The sequence below is a fragment of the Mesorhizobium sp. WSM4312 genome (assembly GCF_002294875.1).
Lineage (GTDB): Bacteria > Pseudomonadota > Alphaproteobacteria > Rhizobiales > Rhizobiaceae > Mesorhizobium.
In genome coordinates this window covers 102,711-117,441 of record NZ_NSFU01000007.1, presented here as the reverse complement: position 1 = coordinate 117,441, position 14,731 = coordinate 102,711, and the positions used below count along the sequence as shown (strand labels likewise).

Here is a 14,731-nt window from a genome sequence, read left to right as displayed (position 1 = left end):
CAATCGAGGCCGGAAAGGCTTTAGGTTTACCCCGACTCTCATCGCACGGGCGGCCACGCTACCGCTCGCCCGAAACAGGAATTGTGCAATGGCAATGGACGCCCACGACATCGAAAAACTGATCAAGGACGGCATCCCGGACGCCAAGGTGACGATCCGCGACCTCGCCGGCGACGGCGACCACTATGCGGCTGAAGTCGTCGCCGAGAGCTTCCGGGGAAAAAGTCGCGTCCAGCAGCACCAGATGGTCTATGACGCGCTGAAGGGCAATATGGGCGGCGTGCTGCACGCCCTTGCGCTGCAGACCAGCGTTCCCGACTGAGGCCGTTCCGGCCAACACCCGCTTGGCCCAAACCCGCCCATCCTTTGCGCCATTTCGGCCATGGCGCGGCTAATGTCTTGTTTCGGGCAACCTATGGGTTTATTTGAGAGACATGTTTCGAGCCTGACTCCCACAGGCGTGAAAGGATATTCCATGAGCGGCATCAACGACTACATCGACAATGAAGTGAAGGGCAACGACGTCGTCCTTTTCATGAAGGGCACGCCCGGTTTTCCGCAGTGCGGTTTTTCCGGCCAGGTCGTCCAGATCCTCGACTATATCGGCGCCGACTACAAAGGCGTGAATGTCCTGGATTCGGCTGAACTGCGCCAAGGCATCAAGGACTATTCCAACTGGCCGACAATCCCCCAGCTTTACGTCAAGGGCGAATTCGTCGGCGGCTGCGATATTGTCCGCGAGATGTTCCAGGCCGGCGAGTTGCAGACCTTCCTGGTCGAAAAGGGCGTCAGCGTCAAAGGCGCCGCCTGATTTCGGTTTTGGGCATGTCGTAACGACTGCACTGAACACCGGGGCAGCTCCACCTCGGCAATTTTTATGTCCCGATATCGGGACCAAGACGAGCCAATGCGCCGGCCCGCCGGCGCGTTTTCGTTTGAGAGATCGGACTTGCCGTGGATCAGCAATCGACAGCGCCGCAATCGGCAAGCAAACTGCCTATTCCGCGCTGGGAGTTCATTGCGCTGTGCGCGGCGCTGATGGCGCTGAATTCGCTGGCCATCGACATCATGCTACCGGCACTGCAGCAGATCGGCGCCTCGCTCGGCGTCGAGAATGAAAACCACCGGCAGTATGTGATCACCGCCTATATTCTGGGTTTTGGTGGCGGCCAGCTGTTCTTCGGGCCGATCTCGGACCGTTTCGGCCGCCGCTCGCCGCTCGTCGCCGGGCTGATCATCTATGTGGCGGCTGCCGCCGCCGCCGCCATCGCGCCAAGCTTTGAAACGCTGCTGATATGCCGCGCCGTGCAAGGCATCGGCGCGGCGGCCACGCGCGTCATCGCGGTCTCGATCGTGCGCGATACGTTCGAAGGCCGGCGCATGGCGGAGGTGATGTCGCTGATCTTCATGGTTTTCATGGCGATACCGGTCATTGCGCCGGGCATCGGCCAGTTCATCATGCTGTTCGCCACCTGGCACTATATCTTCGTCACCATGGCCGTCGGCGCGCTGATCGTGTCGGCGTGGTCGCTGCTGCGCCTGCCTGAAACGCTGCGCCCCGAATATCGCCGGCAATTGACGGTTTCCTCGGTCCTCGGCGGATTCGGCATCGTGCTCACCAACCGCATCGCGCTCTGCTACGCCTTTGCCAGCACCTTCATCTTCGCCGCCATGTTCGGCTTCATCGCCTCGGCGCAGCAGATCTATGTCGACATCTTCAACGTCGGCGAGATGTTCCCCGTCATCTTCGCCGGGGTCGCCGGCGTGCTGGCTTTTTCCAATTTTCTGAATTCGCGGCTTGTCGGCCGCATCGGCATGCGCCGTCTGTCGCAGAGCGCGCTGCTTTTGTTTCTGGTCATCAGCCTGTCCTGGCTGGTCGTTTCGCTGGAAATCAAGATGCCGCTCTGGCTGTTCATCACTTTCTTTGCCAGCGCCATGCTTCCCTTCGGTGCGCTTGGCGCCAATTTCAACGCATTGGCGATGGAGCCGCTCGGCCAGCTGGCCGGCACGGCGTCGTCCATCCTTGGCTTCATGCAGACGTTTCTCGGCGGCATTCTCGGCACGCTGATCGGCCAGGCTTTCAACGGCACGGTGACGCCGCTTGCCGCCGGCTTCTGCAGCGTCTCGGTCGCGGCGCTGCTGATGATCCTCATCGCCGAGCGCGGCAAGATGTTCCAGCCGCATAACCCACCCATTTCAGGGCATATTACCGACCTGCATTAGACGAGGTGCGTCAGGAGGCACCTTCAACCGCCGCCGTGAAGCGGGGCGCAAGCATGCGCCCGGCGATTGCTCCGCCCATGCTGTCCGAAAAAGGCAAAGGCAGCGCGTCGTCGAGGGCCTTGAGGATGGATGCCACGAAGGCCCGGCTGAGCTGCGGATCGGCGCCGAGATCCGAATAGGTGGCGCGAGGCTTGCCGATCAGCGTGCCGTTGCGGCGCAGCGAGAACTGCAGCGTCAACGACATGCCCGCGGTCCCCGCTGGCGGCCTCCAGCAGGCATAGATAGCCTCCGACATCTCCTTGAGGGTGTCGACAGGTTCGGAGCTGTGGCAGGGGCGCTCTTGCGCGATTGCCGCGGTGGCGTTTGCAAGCAAGATGGCAGCAAGAGCCGCCGCAAGAATTGCGCGCCGAGATTTCATTCGAGAGAACCCCGCGAAAGCGCCAATTCTTCGGCCGCACAAAACCGGCAGTCAGGCCGTGCCATCGAAGCGCGCGGCATGGCCGCCGGCCTCCGCATGGATCAGCACGCCGGCCAGATGGTCCCAGGGCATCAACTTGTTGTAGACGACGAAATGGCCATGGCCGCTCGCCAGCAAGCGATATTCGTGGGCGGCGCAGCGGTAGTTGAACTGCGACAGCGTTTTGGTCTGGTTGCAGGCCAGCCGCGTGCGGTCGGGCTCGGCCATATACTGCCAGGAAACCGCGCCGGTCATCCCGGAGATCGGCGCGCTAGCCGCAACCCGCACTGTCTCCAGTGTACCATGCGCATGGCGGATATGGCTGCCGGCACCCTTGGCACCGATCAGCCAGTCCTTGCCGACCGGATCATGGATGATGCCGGCGACCGTCTCGCCCTTGACCACGACGCCGAGCATGACGCCGAACAGCGGCACGCCGGAGGCGAAATTGAAGGTGCCGTCGACCGGGTCGATGACGAAAGCCAGATCGGCGTCGCCCAGGCCATCGAGCAGCGCCGGGTCGTCGGAACAGGCTTCCTCGCCGACGACCATGGCCGAGGGATAACGCTGGCGCAGCCTGGCGGTGATCAGCCGCTCGGCGTTGACGTCGGCTTCCGTCACCAGATCTGCGGCCGAGGTCTTCTGCCTGATGTCGCCATCGCCCAGCCGGCGAAAGCGGGGCATGATTTCGGTGTCGGCGGCCTCGGCCAGCAGGCTGGCCAGCCAGTCGATCGCGTTGTCGTCAAATGTCATCGGATGCGTCTTGTCCTGTGATGAGGGTCTGGTTCAGGGCGGCGAAATCGAACAGCTTCCTGTCGAGCAGATGCGACGGCCGGGTGTTGGACAGCGCGCGGATCATGGTGTCCTTGCGGCCGGGCATGCGCCTTTCGATGTCTTCCAGCATCGCCTTCATGGCGTTGCGCTGGAGACCTTCCTGGCTGCCGCAGAGGTCGCAAGGAATGATCGAGAACCGCATCGCCGCGGCGAATTTTTCGAGGTCGATCTCGGCGCAATAGCTCAGCGGCCGCAGCACCATGACGTCGCCTTCGTCGTTGAGCAGCTTTGGCGGCATGGCGGCGAGACGGCCGCCATGGAACAAGTTCATGAAAAAGGTTTCGAGAATGTCCTCGCGATGATGGCCGAGCACCAGCGCCGAGCACCCCTCCTCGCGCGCGATGCGGTAGAGATGGCCGCGCCGCAGCCGCGAGCAGAGCGAGCAATAGGTGCTGCCTTGCGGCAGCTTGTCGGTGACCACCGAATAGGTGTCCTGATACTCGATGCGGTGGGCAATGCCGTTGGCGTTGAGATAGTCGGGCAGGATGTGCTTGGGGAAATTCGGCTGGCCCTGATCGAGATTGCAGGCCAGCAACTCGACCGGCAGCAGCCCGCGCCATTTGAGGTCGAGCATCAAGGCAAGCAGGCCGTAGGAATCCTTGCCGCCCGACAGCGCGACCAGCCAGCGCTGTCCCGGCTCCACCATCGAGAAATCCTCGATCGCCTGGCGGGTCAGCCGCAGCAGCCGCTTGCGCAATTTGTTGAACTCGACCGAGGACGGCACATCGGCGAACAGCGGATGGGAGCCGCCTTCGGCGGCCGGCTCAAGCGTCTCGATGTCTGGCAGCATATTCATGGCGCGGCGGCCCCAGGATGTGATGTCCGTCCGGATTAGCGCATCGGCCGCAAAATCGAAACGGCAAAGCCGATGCGCCAAACAAAAAGGCCGCCTCGAGGGCGGCCTTTCGGTATCGCTAAAAGGCGTTCGCTTAGCGCGAATAGAATTCGACGACCAGGTTCGGCTCCATCTGCACGGCGAACGGAACGTCCGCCAGGCCAGGGATGCGCGAGAAGGTCGCAACCATCTTGTTGTGGTCGGCTTCGATGTAGTCCGGCACGTCGCGCTCGGCGAGGCCGACCGATTCCAGGACGATGACCAGCTGTTTCGATTTTTCGCGCACTTCGATGACGTCGCCCGGCTTGCAGCGGTACGAGCCGATGTTGACGCGCTTGCCGTTGACGTTGACGTGGCCGTGGTTGACGAACTGACGGGCGGCGAAAATGGTCGGCACGAACTTGGCGCGGTAGACGACCGCGTCGAGACGCGATTCGAGCAGGCCGATCAGGTTCTCCGAAGTGTCGCCCTTGCGGCGGTCGGCCTCTTCATAGACCTTGCGGAACTGCTTTTCCGAAACGTCGCCATAGTGACCCTTCAGCTTCTGCTTGGCGCGCAGCTGCAGGCCGAAATCGGAAAGCTTGCCCTTGCGGCGCTGGCCGTGCTGGCCGGGGCCGTATTCACGCTTGTTGACCGGGGACTTCGGGCGGCCCCAGATATTTTCGCCGAGACGGCGGTCGATCTTGTATTTCGCGGATTCGCGCTTGCTCATCGCATTCCCTTTTCAAAACAACACACCCGCAACCTCATGGTCCGGGTGAAGGAAACGCGCCCTCCTCTGGCCTCCGTTTTCGAGACCTGACAGGGTTTTCCCACGCAACGCGGCGGAAAACCCACGGGACACGTCAGTTCAAACAAAACCAGAAACCAAGGCAACCGGTCCTGCGCATACAAAACAAACACCGGACATCGCTGCCCGGCGTTGGCGGCTGGTTAAACCGAGATTTAACCGGTGTCAAGCTTGTGAGTGGCGCGGCGCAACGCAACCCTATAGCGTCCCAGCGTTGAGCGATGCCGGATGTGGCGGGAGGTTTGCGCCAACGGCACCGGGAAGAGATCTGGAGCTAGAGGAGTCCAATCAGCATGAAGAAGTTCTTCCTTACCTTGGCCGGTGCCGCGGTGTTGGCCGGATCGATGGCGGTGGCGCCGGAACCAGCCATGGCGCGCCATTGGCACGGCCATAAACAGGTCTGCCGCATCATCGTGAAGAAGAGAGTGGTGTGGCGGCACGGCCACCGCAGGGTGATCGTCGAGCGGATACGGCGCTGCCATCGCTGGTAAGGCAAAACATCCGCCTACAGACTTTGCTTTACAAACAAGGCCCGCAGTTCCGTTGCGGGCCTTGTTTGTTCGGTCCGGCGTTTCGCGAATGACACTCAGTCTTTCGACTTCTTTTCCGGCAGCCCTTTGCGCTTGGTCTCGGCGAATTCCTCGAGCTGCTTTTCGCTCATGGATTCGTACATTCCCTTGGAAGCGCCTTTGAGCTCGCTCTTTTTCGTCTCGCCGCGTTTGGCGGAGAGCGCGGCGCCGGCGGCTTTCTGCTGGGCTTTCGAGGTGGCTGGCATGGCGGTTTCTCCTTTGCTGTCAGGGAAACGCCGCTCTTCGGCGGCGGTTCCAGTGCCGGTAGGCCCAGTTTCTCGTCCGATCGCCGCCGGTCAGGCAGCCAGCTTTGGCGAATTCGTCGGCAGCCTTCCCGTGTCCGAAGCCCTGGTGTAGGACGGCTGAATGAAGTCCCTGACAGACCCCTCACAAGCGCTCTCCACCGGCCTGGCGAAAATCCGCACCGAGTTCCACGTGCCGGATGGATTTCCGGCTGACGTGATGGCCGCAGCGGAGGCGGCGGCCACACGTGTGCCGAACCAGCATGCCGATCGAACTGACATGCCCTTCGTCACGCTCGATCCGGCGGCCTCCACTGATCTTGACCAGGCGTTCTCGATCGAGGCAAGCGGTGGCGATCTTCTCTTGCATTATGCCATCGCCGACGTTGCATGGTTCGTCGAGGACGGCGACGCGCTGGATCGCGAAGCCTGGACGCGCGGCGAGACGCTGTACCTGCCCGACGGCAAGGCCGGGCTCTATCCGCCGGCACTTGCCGAGGCTGCGGCGAGCCTGTTGCCGGATGGACCGCGTCCAGCTGTCGTCTTCACCGTCCGGGTCGCTGAGGATGGCGCGGTAAAGTTGGACGGCGCGGAGCGGGCAATCATCCAGAGCCGCGCGAAGCTCGCCTATGACAGCGTGAAGGCCTCCGACGTTCCGGCCGACTTCGCCGAAATGGCGCGGCGCATGGCGGCAAACGAAGAGCGGCGCGGCGCTTCCCGCGTCGACCCGCCCGAGCAGGAGGTGGAAAGGCTTGCCGATGGCAGCTTCCGGCTTTCGTTCAGACCGCTGCTGCAATCCGAGCAGGACAACGCCGCGCTTTCACTGGCCGCCAACATGGCGATCGCCGACGCCATGCTGGCGCACAAGACCGGACTGTTTCGGGTGATGTCTGGACCAGACGCCTCCAAGGTGCAGAGATTGCGCAACGCGGCACAGGCGCTCGGTCTGTCCTGGCCGGCCTCAACCAGCCTGCGCGACTACCAGCGCTCGCTCGATCCGGCTGATCCGAAACAGGCGGCGTTGATGCTGGAAATCCGCCGCGCAGGCAACGGCGCGTCCTACCAGCCCTACCAGGAAGGTGTCGTTCCCTGGCATGAGGCGATGGCTGCGACCTATGCCCATGCAACCGCGCCGCTCAGGCGACTGGCCGATCGCTATGTCGTGCGCTGCGCGCTGGCAATCGCCAACGGCCAGCCCGTGCCGCAGGCCGTCAGCGATGCGTTCGCCGGACTGCCGAAGGTGATGGGACGTGCGGATGCCCGCGCTTCGCAGATCAGCCACGCAGCCATCGACCTTGCCGAGGCGGTGATGCTGAGGGGACGCGAAGGGGAAACGTTCAAAGCCGTCGTCACCGACTTCGTCGACCATGGTGTGCGCGTCCAGCTTGCCGACATGCCTGTCGTTGCCACCGTAAAGGCCTCCGGTCTCAGGCAGGGCGACGGTGTGACGCTAAAGCTGGGCTCGGCCGATCCGGATCAACGCAGCATCGTCTTCGAACCTGTTTGAGCGACTGGCGTTGGGCGACATCAATCAGCGCACGGACAGTCCAAAGCCCTGCATCAGCCGGCCGACGGCGAAATCCGCCTTGCCTGACGTAAAGACCGCGATATCGGGCTCGCCTTGCGGCAGCGCCCCGTCGACGGGCGGCAAGAGCGAAAGGGCACGCCTCGCGATCGCTTCGGCCGGGTCGATCCAGTCGACCGGCCAGGGCGCGGTCTTGCGCATGCGGTTGACCAGGAACGGGTAGTGGGTGCAAGCCAGCACGACGATGTCGGTCCTGAGCCCCTCATTTTCCATGAAACAGGGCGCGATCTCGGCGCGCACGGCTTCCTCGTCGACGAAACCCTCGCGCATATAGACTTCGGCAAGGCCCGCCAGCCTGTCGCTGCCGACTAGGCGGACATGGCATTTCTGCGCCCATTTACTGATCAGGTCGCGCGTGTATTGCCGCTTCACCGTGCCCGGCGTCGCCAGCACGGAGACCAGCCCGGAGCGGGTGCGCTCCGCCGCCGGCTTGACCGCCGGCACGGTGCCGACGAAGGGATGGCCGGGAAATCTCTCGCGCAGCGCATCGATCACCAGCGTCGAGGCGGTGTTGCAGGCGATGACGGAAATCGCAGGCGCAAACCGGTCGAGCAATTTGGCGAAGAGTTCGAGTATGTGGGTGCGCAGCGCCGGTTCTTCCCAGGCGCCGAACGGAAAGGCCGCATCGTCCGCGACATAGACGAAGCGCCGGTCCGGCATCAGCACGCGCGCCTCGCGCAGCACGGTCAGCCCGCCGACGCCGGAATCGAACATCAGGATCGGCTGGTCAGTCATTGTCGGTTCCCTTGCCGCCCAGCGGCGGCGCGTCCTCATCGTCACCCACTGGCTTGTGCGCCTGGCGACCGGCCTCTGCCTTGCCGGCGCGCGCGGCGGCCGGAAGCCGCCTTGGATCATCGCCCGGCGAGCCGTCGCCGCGCGGCATTGCCGGCGAAAACCTGTCCAGCGAGGAGATGATGCCGCGCAGCACCTTCAGCTCCGGCTCGGCGAAACCGGCGCGCGTCAGCACGGCGCGCAGATTGTCCACCATCTTGGGCTTCTTCGGCGCCGGCCGGAAATAGCCGCGCGCTTCCAATGCGCCTTCGAGATAGGCGAAAAGGCCGTGCAGCTCTTCCTTGCTGGCCGGCTTCATCTCCGGCCCGGTGAAATTGGTCTTGTTCTCATCCTCGAGGCCCGACTTCATCCACTCATAGGACATCAGCAGCGCCGCCTGCGCGATGTTGAGCGAGGAGAAATCGGGATCGACGGGAAAGGTGACGATCTCGTCGGCGAGCCCGACCTCGTCATTGTAGAGACCGAAGCGCTCGCGGCCGAACAGGATGCCGGTGCGCTGCCCCATGCCATGACGGGCGCGCAGCACCCTGCCCGCCTCCACGGGGCCGCGCACGGCCTTGAAACCGTCGCGCTGCCTGGCGGTGGTGGCGAAGACGAAGTTCAGATCGGCAAGGGCCGAGGCCAGATCGTCGAACACCGTCACGGCGTCGATGACATGGTCGGCGCGGCTGGCGGCGGCGCGCGCCTTCTCGCTCGGCCAGCCGTCACGCGGATTGACCAGGCGCAGTTCCGACAGGCCGAAATTGGCCATGGCGCGCGCGACCATGCCGATGTTCTCGCCGAGTTGCGGCTCGACGAGGATGATCGCCGGACCGCCAGGGCCACGCTGAAAGTCTGTTGCGGTCATGTGTTCCAGATGATTGCGCTACGAGGTCACCGCGTCCTGCCATATCGATACGGCTTTTTGAAGAGTTGTCGGTGACCTGGCGACAAATAGCCTTGTCCCGCACCCCCTGTGTCGGCGCGAAAAATCCAAATTCGCTCCACCGGCGGGCTGGAGCAAATGGTCACACGCCCTTACAAGCAAACGAGCCACGGTGCTCCATCTTCTCAAGGGATGGTTGAGATGTGGGCATCGCGGCCGCTCTGGCAACGACAAGCTATCCAACCCTATACTGCTTGATGGCTCTGCCTTACTTTTTTATCGGCGACATCTTCCGGTTACAGAAATAACCTATTAGCTATATGTATAGTTAAATACGGCGATGCGGCCGCCGCTGTGACATAATCTTAGAAAATTGCAATATCAAAACCGCTTGGGGCCAAGCTGTATCGGTAAATTCATTTGAAGACGGAGCGTGTCTTGCACGCTCCTGTCACTTATCTGTGCCCCAAGCGTTTCCACACGGGTTTTCAATAGCCGACACGGGTGTTGGCCAAACTTCAGGAGGGGGCAAATGAACGTCTTACGGTTTTTCCTTTCAATCGCTGTGTTGCTTCTGGCATCGGTCTTCGTGATTGCTCCGGCTTCCGCGCAAGCGACACGGACCTGGGTTTCCGGCGTCGGCAACGACGCCGATCCGTGCAGCCGAACGGCACCTTGCAAGACGTTTGCCGGCGCCATCTCGAAGACGGCGACGGCCGGCGAGATCAACTGTCTGGACCCGGGCGGATTTGGCGCGGTCACCATCACCAAATCCATCACCATCGACTGCAGAACGACTGAAGGCGGTGTGCTTTCGGCGCTCGTGAACGGCATCATCATAAACACGACCGTCGGCTCCGTCGTGCATCTTCGCGGCCTCGACATAGACGGCGTGGGCACTGGACTCGACGGCGTGCGGATGATCGGCCAAGGTCAACTGCATATCGAGGACTGCAACATCGAGCGGGTGACCAGCAATGGCGTCGAATTTCTTCCCAACGGCGCCAGCGAACTCTACATAATCAATACACGGATAGCCGAGGCAGCCGGTGGCGCCGTTCTTATCAAAACGACTGGCGCCATCGGCATCAATGCCATCCTGTCCAGGGTGGAACTGACCAACAGCGCCAATGGCATTCTTGTCGACGGCACCGGCAACACCTCTCCCATGAACATGGCGCTGACCGACAGCCTGGTCAGCGGCAACAGCGGCAACGGGGTGGCGGTCAAGTCCGTCGCCGCGGCATCGTCGGTACGCGCGACGATCGTCAACACCACGATCAGTTCCAATGCCGGCGTCGGCGTGAATGCCAACGGCGCCGCCGCCAGCGGCCCCGGCAGCGCCATCGCCTTTCTCGGCGCCTCGACGGTGTTCGGCAATGTCACCGGGGTCAGCAACACCGGCAGCGGCGCCGTCCAGTCGTTCAAGAACAACATGATCTCCGGCAACGTGGCCGACGGAACGCCGATCACGGCCTTCCCCGGCCCTGGCGGCACGCCGCTGCAATAAGCGGCTGCCGCCTGCGTGCGGCAGCACGAAACAAAGGCGATGCCGCCTGCCTCTCGATGGGCAGCGCGGCATCGATCTTTGTCCACGATTGCTGGATCGGTTTACCGTTTCGCGGAAACGCCGCCTGTCCCCTTGTTTTACGGCAATTTCGAACGAAAACCCGCTTCACGCTTCTCCTAGACTAGAATTGCGCCGGCAGCAGCCTGCTTCCGCATTGCCCCGGTTTGCGCCGCCCGGATCGCTTTGCTATAGGCGAAGTCCCTATCCTGGCGGGGCCGACCCGCCATCCCCCAACTGTTGAACGAGGCATTCTTTCCATGGCGAAGATCAAGGTGGCGAACCCGGTCGTCGAACTCGACGGCGACGAGATGACCCGCATCATCTGGCAGTTCATCAAGGACAAGCTGATCCACCCTTATCTCGACCTCAAGCTCGAATATTACGACCTCGGCATCGAGCACCGCGACGCCACCAACGACCAGGTGACCATCGATTCGGCCAACGCCATCAAGAAATACGGCGTCGGCGTGAAATGCGCGACGATCACCCCCGACGAACAGCGCGTCGAGGAGTTCAAGCTGAAGAAGATGTGGAAGTCGCCCAACGGCACCATCCGCAACATCCTCGGCGGCACCATCTTCCGCGAGCCGATCATCATGAAGAACGTGCCGCGCCTGGTACCCGGCTGGACCAAGCCGATCATCGTCGGCCGCCACGCCTTCGGCGACCAGTACCGCGCCACTGATTTCCGCTTCCCCGGCAAGGGCAAGCTGACGATCAAGTTCGTCGGCGAGGACGGAAAGGTGATCGAGCATGACGTGTTCGACGCTCCCGGCGCCGGCGTCGCCATGGCCATGTACAATCTCGACGAGTCGATCCGCGAGTTCGCCCGCGCCTCGCTGAACTACGGCCTGCTGCGCAACTATCCGGTCTACCTGTCGACCAAGAACACCATCCTGAAAGCCTATGACGGCCGCTTCAAGGACATTTTCCAGGAAGTCTACGAGACTGAATTCGAGGCCGAGTTCAAGTCGAAGAAGCTGTGGTACGAGCACCGCCTCATCGACGACATGGTGGCCTCCAGCCTGAAATGGTCGGGCGGCTATGTCTGGGCCTGCAAGAACTACGACGGCGACGTGCAATCCGACACGGTGGCGCAGGGCTTTGGCTCGCTCGGCTTGATGACCTCGGTGCTGATGACGCCCGACGGCAAGACGGTGGAAGCCGAAGCCGCGCACGGCACCGTCACCCGCCACTACCGCCAGCACCAGAAGGGCGAGGAAACCTCGACCAATTCGATCGCCTCGATCTTCGCCTGGACGCGTGGCCTCGCGCACCGCGCCAAGCTCGACGACAATGCTGAACTGAAGCGCTTTGCCGAGACGCTGGAAAAGATCTGCATCCAGACTGTCGAGTCCGGCTTCATGACCAAGGACCTGTCGCTGCTGATCGGACCCGACCAGCCCTGGCTCTCGACCACCGGCTTCCTCGACAAGATCGACGAGAACTTGCAGAAGGCGATGGCTTAAGAGCCCAGTTTTACACATGCCGAAGGCTCCGAAAGGAGCCTTCGCTTTTTTGGGCCAGCGAAAGCGAGGAGCTGACAGCATGACCAGGCCGATCCTCTATGGCGCGGACTACAGTGTCTATGTGCGCATCGCGCGGATGGCGCTGGAGGAGAAAGGCGTCGACTACGAACTGGTGCCGCTCGACATCTTCGCCGCCGAGGGCATCCCGGCCTGGTATCTGATACATCACCCGTTCGGCCGCATCCCGGCCTTGGAGCATGACGGTTTTCGCCTTTTCGAGACGAATGCGATCACCCGCTATGTCGACGAGGCCTTCGACGGCCCGGCGCTGCAGCCCGCCGATGCGCGCGGCCGCGCCAGGATGGGCCAGATGACAGGCATGCTCGACGCCTACGGCTACCGCGCCATGGTCTGGGACGTTGCCGTCGAGCGGCTCGAAAAGCCAGAGCCGGATTTGAGCCTGATCGCCGGCGGGCTGCGGCAGGCGGAAACGGTCCTCAGGGTGCTCGCATCACTCAAGGCTCCCGGGCCATGGTTGCTCGGCAATCGGGTGACACTGGCCGACCTGCATGCGGCGCCGATCATCGCCTATTTCCTCAAGGTTGCCGACGGGCAAAAGCTTCTGGCCGAGTTTCCCGAGATTCTGGCATGGTGGGACCGGATCGCGGCCACAGAAGCCTTTGCCATGACCGAAAAGGCTGATTGAAACCCGAGGCGGCGCTAAAACCTTATCTCGGGCCGGGTCACCATCAGCCAGAGGATCGCAAGCACCGCGCCAAAGGCTGGAAAACCGCAAGCAAACCAGATGCGAAAGAGGCGTTTCTCTTCGGCGGGCAGCGGCGCGTTTTCGATGGCCGCCTGCCGCGCCAGATTGCGGATCCTGATCTGAATCCAGACCACCGGCAGCCAGAACAGGCCGGCCACGACATAAAGCAGCAAGGACAGCGCGATCCAGCCTTCGGAGAGCGGCCAGCCCGCAGCCTGCGCCAGCAACACGCCGGTGGCCGGCTGCACGATGACGGCGGTCGCCGTAAAAATGGTGTCGGCGATGACGACCGTGCCCGCGACATGGGCGACGAGATCGGCGCGGCCGCTGCGCTGCGCCATCAGCATGAAGAAGGCAATGCCGGCGCCGGTGCCGAACAGAACCGTGGCGCCGATGACGTGCGCCCAGCGCAATATGTCGACCCAGAGGCTCATCGCTCGTCGAGCACCGCGAGCGCCACCAGCACCAGGCAAAGCGCGGGGATCGTCTTGACCAGCGGCCCCAGTGGATCAAGCCATAGACCTGGGACAAGAAGCGACGCCCCCGCCAGATAGGACAGTGTGATGGCAATCATCGCCAGCAGCGCGCGCCGGGCCAGGGATCGGACCACGACAGCCGCGCCAACCAGGATGTCTGCCGTGCTTCCGGCCAGAACCGCGATATGGGCCAGGCTCGCCGACACGCCGTGCGAAAGAAGGATATCCGCCGCCGCCTCTTGCCGGATCAGGCCGATGACACCCGAAACAAGCCAGAATAGGGACAGGCAAGCGAAGATGACAGGCTTTGCCAGCCAGAGGCGGGCGAACCATCGTTCCTGGACATTGGCCGGCATGTCGGCCAGCGTTGCTTCCAGCGGCTGAAGCGGACGGCCGGAAATTCGGTTCCAGGCCGCTGCGTCGCCCGTGACACCGCCCGCCACGGCAGCAAGGGCTGCGCTGCGCAGCGGGGACCGCCAACCAAGAGTTCCAAGCACATCTGCAACCGCGCCGGCGAGCCGGCCGAGAATGGCTGGCATCGGCACCACTCTCGCAGGCGGCAGACCAAGCCACGCACGCAAGGTGGAGAGGACCTCGGCGAGCGGTCTGGCATTGGCTTCGACGAGATCGACGGCGAGTCGGGGCGGCAGCGATCCGGCGACCGCGCGCGCCACCGCTTCGGCAACGTCGGTGACCGCCACGGTCTGGATCGGCTGTTGCGGCATGACGGCCGGAACAAAACCGGGGAATGCCGCAAGGGCGCGCAAAAGTGCCGTCCCGCCATAGGCAGCGGGCGCGATCACAAGGCCCGGCCGCAGGATGGTCCACTCCAGCGAGGAGCTTGCGACGGCCTTGTCGCCTTGCGCCTTGGTGCTGAAGAAAGGATTTGCCGAGGCGAGATCGGCACCGATCGCGGAGATCTGCGCAAAGCGGTGCACACCGGCCTGTTCGCAGGCCGCAACGAGTGCCACCACCGAGCCCCGGTGAACGGCGTCGAGGCGGTCGCGCGGGCCGTCCTGCAAGGCGCCCGCGGCATTGACCACCGCGTCCATGCCCGCAACCACCGGCAGCCAGTCTTCAGCGGCAAGGAGTTTCGACATGTCCGCCGCGATCCAGCGCACCGCCGGCCGGCGTCGCCCGGCATCCTGAACATCGCGACCGAGGCCGGTCACGTGATGACCGTCGCGAAGCAAACGGCCGATGACTGCGTCCCCGATCAAACCATAGCCACCGAGGACGAGAACATTCATGCCATGGC

The 14,731-nt window shown here is 63.1% G+C and carries 16 protein-coding genes and 1 pseudogene; 8 read left to right on the top strand and 9 right to left on the bottom strand.

All coding sequences use genetic code 11. From position 1 onward, the window contains the following. Positions 1–88: 88 nt before the first annotated feature. The 3 genes from CK228_RS13100 to CK228_RS13090 all read left to right on the top strand — a co-directional run bounded on the left by CK228_RS13100 (position 89) and on the right by CK228_RS13090 (position 2,223). Positions 89–322 carry a BolA family transcriptional regulator gene (locus tag CK228_RS13100; RefSeq protein WP_010909092.1) on the top strand — a complete coding sequence of 78 codons (234 nt, stop codon included), beginning with the start codon at positions 89–91 and terminating at the stop codon, positions 320–322. A gap of 153 nt (positions 323–475) precedes the next feature. Next, a complete protein-coding gene (gene grxD / locus CK228_RS13095; RefSeq protein ID WP_010909091.1) occupies positions 476–811 on the top strand; it encodes a Grx4 family monothiol glutaredoxin in 336 nt (111 codons plus the stop codon). Between the two features lie 143 nt (positions 812–954). Next, positions 955–2,223 (top strand): multidrug effflux MFS transporter, encoded by a 1,269-nt coding sequence (locus CK228_RS13090; protein ID WP_095788111.1) that lies wholly within the window; start codon positions 955–957, stop codon positions 2,221–2,223. Positions 2,224–2,233: 10 nt separating this feature from the next. Here CK228_RS13090 and CK228_RS35730 read toward each other — a convergent pair whose 3' ends face one another. The 4 genes and pseudogenes from CK228_RS35730 to rpsD all read right to left on the bottom strand — a co-directional run bounded on the left by CK228_RS35730 (position 2,234) and on the right by rpsD (position 5,061). Next, positions 2,234–2,467: a hypothetical protein gene (locus CK228_RS35730; RefSeq protein WP_245437693.1), complete on the bottom strand. Its 234-nt coding sequence runs from the start codon at positions 2,465–2,467 to the stop codon at positions 2,234–2,236. A gap of 228 nt (positions 2,468–2,695) precedes the next feature. Further along, positions 2,696–3,433 (bottom strand): annotated as a pseudogene (locus CK228_RS13080) (inositol monophosphatase family protein); the annotation flags it as partial. Next, the gene (ttcA, locus tag CK228_RS13075) at positions 3,423–4,310 is read right to left on the bottom strand and encodes a tRNA 2-thiocytidine(32) synthetase TtcA (RefSeq protein ID WP_095788261.1); all 888 of its coding nucleotides are present in this window, start codon (positions 4,308–4,310) and stop codon (positions 3,423–3,425) included. The pseudogene CK228_RS13080 and the gene ttcA, both read right to left, overlap by 11 nt. 133 nt (positions 4,311–4,443) lie before the next feature. After that, entirely contained in the window at positions 4,444–5,061 is a 618-nt protein-coding gene (gene rpsD / locus CK228_RS13070) for a 30S ribosomal protein S4 (protein WP_010909086.1), read from the bottom strand. 371 nt (positions 5,062–5,432) lie between these two features. Here rpsD and CK228_RS13065 point away from each other — a divergent pair, with 371 nt between their 5' ends. Then, positions 5,433–5,630, top strand: a complete 198-nt coding sequence (locus tag CK228_RS13065) for a hypothetical protein (RefSeq protein ID WP_027042433.1) — start codon at positions 5,433–5,435, stop codon at positions 5,628–5,630. Positions 5,631–5,725: 95 nt separating this feature from the next. Here the strand turns inward: CK228_RS13065 and CK228_RS13060 are convergent, their stop codons facing one another. After that, the gene (locus CK228_RS13060; RefSeq protein WP_010909084.1) at positions 5,726–5,914 is read right to left on the bottom strand and encodes a DUF3008 family protein; all 189 of its coding nucleotides are present in this window, start codon (positions 5,912–5,914) and stop codon (positions 5,726–5,728) included. Between the two features lie 160 nt (positions 5,915–6,074). Between CK228_RS13060 and CK228_RS13055 the strand changes: the two genes are divergently transcribed. After that, entirely contained in the window at positions 6,075–7,457 is a 1,383-nt protein-coding gene (locus CK228_RS13055) for an RNB domain-containing ribonuclease (RefSeq protein ID WP_095788109.1), read from the top strand. Positions 7,458–7,481: 24 nt separating this feature from the next. On the opposite strand, the gene murI is transcribed toward CK228_RS13055, so the two are convergent. Both murI and CK228_RS13045 read right to left on the bottom strand, forming a co-directional pair. Next, complete coding sequence (murI, locus tag CK228_RS13050; RefSeq protein ID WP_095770364.1) at positions 7,482–8,270, bottom strand: glutamate racemase; 789 nt, start codon at positions 8,268–8,270, stop codon at positions 7,482–7,484. Continuing rightward, complete coding sequence (locus tag CK228_RS13045; RefSeq protein ID WP_095788108.1) at positions 8,263–9,174, bottom strand: RNA methyltransferase; 912 nt, start codon at positions 9,172–9,174, stop codon at positions 8,263–8,265. Before CK228_RS13045 ends, murI begins: the two co-directional genes overlap by 8 nt. Positions 9,175–9,724: 550 nt before the next feature. Here CK228_RS13045 and CK228_RS13040 point away from each other — a divergent pair. The 3 genes from CK228_RS13040 (at position 9,725) to CK228_RS13030 (ending at position 12,937) form a co-directional block, all read left to right on the top strand. Next, complete coding sequence (locus CK228_RS13040) at positions 9,725–10,702, top strand: right-handed parallel beta-helix repeat-containing protein (protein WP_095770366.1); 978 nt, start codon at positions 9,725–9,727, stop codon at positions 10,700–10,702. A 317-nt stretch (positions 10,703–11,019) separates the two neighbouring features. After that, positions 11,020–12,231, top strand: a complete 1,212-nt coding sequence (locus tag CK228_RS13035; protein WP_095788107.1) for an NADP-dependent isocitrate dehydrogenase — start codon at positions 11,020–11,022, stop codon at positions 12,229–12,231. A 79-nt stretch (positions 12,232–12,310) separates the two neighbouring features. Next, the gene (locus CK228_RS13030; protein WP_095788106.1) at positions 12,311–12,937 is read left to right on the top strand and encodes a glutathione S-transferase family protein; all 627 of its coding nucleotides are present in this window, start codon (positions 12,311–12,313) and stop codon (positions 12,935–12,937) included. Positions 12,938–12,951: 14 nt separating this feature from the next. On the opposite strand, the gene CK228_RS13025 is transcribed toward CK228_RS13030, so the two are convergent. After that, entirely contained in the window at positions 12,952–13,431 is a 480-nt protein-coding gene (locus CK228_RS13025) for a DUF2269 domain-containing protein (RefSeq protein ID WP_095788105.1), read from the bottom strand. Continuing rightward, positions 13,428–14,723, bottom strand: coding sequence for an SDR family oxidoreductase (locus CK228_RS13020; RefSeq protein WP_095788104.1), 1,296 nt, complete (start codon positions 14,721–14,723; stop codon positions 13,428–13,430). The genes CK228_RS13025 and CK228_RS13020 overlap by 4 nt, the downstream gene beginning before the upstream one ends. Between the last annotated feature and the right edge of the window lie 8 nt (positions 14,724–14,731).